Origin of the sequence: Pseudomonas sp. 32_A (genome assembly GCF_017490905.1) — a bacterium.
In the GTDB taxonomy this organism is placed as follows: Bacteria; Pseudomonadota; Gammaproteobacteria; order Pseudomonadales; family Pseudomonadaceae; genus Aquipseudomonas; species Aquipseudomonas inefficax.
Genome location: NZ_JAFGYI010000535.1, coordinates 1 through 231, shown reverse-complemented (window position 1 = coordinate 231; position 231 = coordinate 1). Strand labels below are relative to the sequence as shown.

Sequence of the window (231 nt, the reverse complement as noted above, 5' to 3'; positions counted from 1 at the left end):
GCCAGGCACTGATCCAGTAGCCCCAGGCCGAGGAAAAGCCCATGTACTCGCCAAAACCGGCCTTGGCGTAGGCATACACCCCCGAATCCAGCTCCGGCTTGCGGTTGGCCAGGGTCTGGAACACGAATGCCAGGGTCAGCATGCCGACCGCGGTGATTGCCCAGCCGATCAGCACAGCGCCAACCCCTGCGCTGGCCGCCATGTTTTGCGGCAGCGAGAAGATCCCGCCAC

At 64.5% G+C, this 231-nt stretch carries 1 protein-coding gene; it reads right to left on the bottom strand.

All coding sequences use genetic code 11. The features are described 5' to 3' along the window. On the bottom strand, positions 1-231 hold a 231-nt coding region (locus J5M58_RS27710; RefSeq protein ID WP_207880751.1), incomplete at both ends, for an amino acid permease.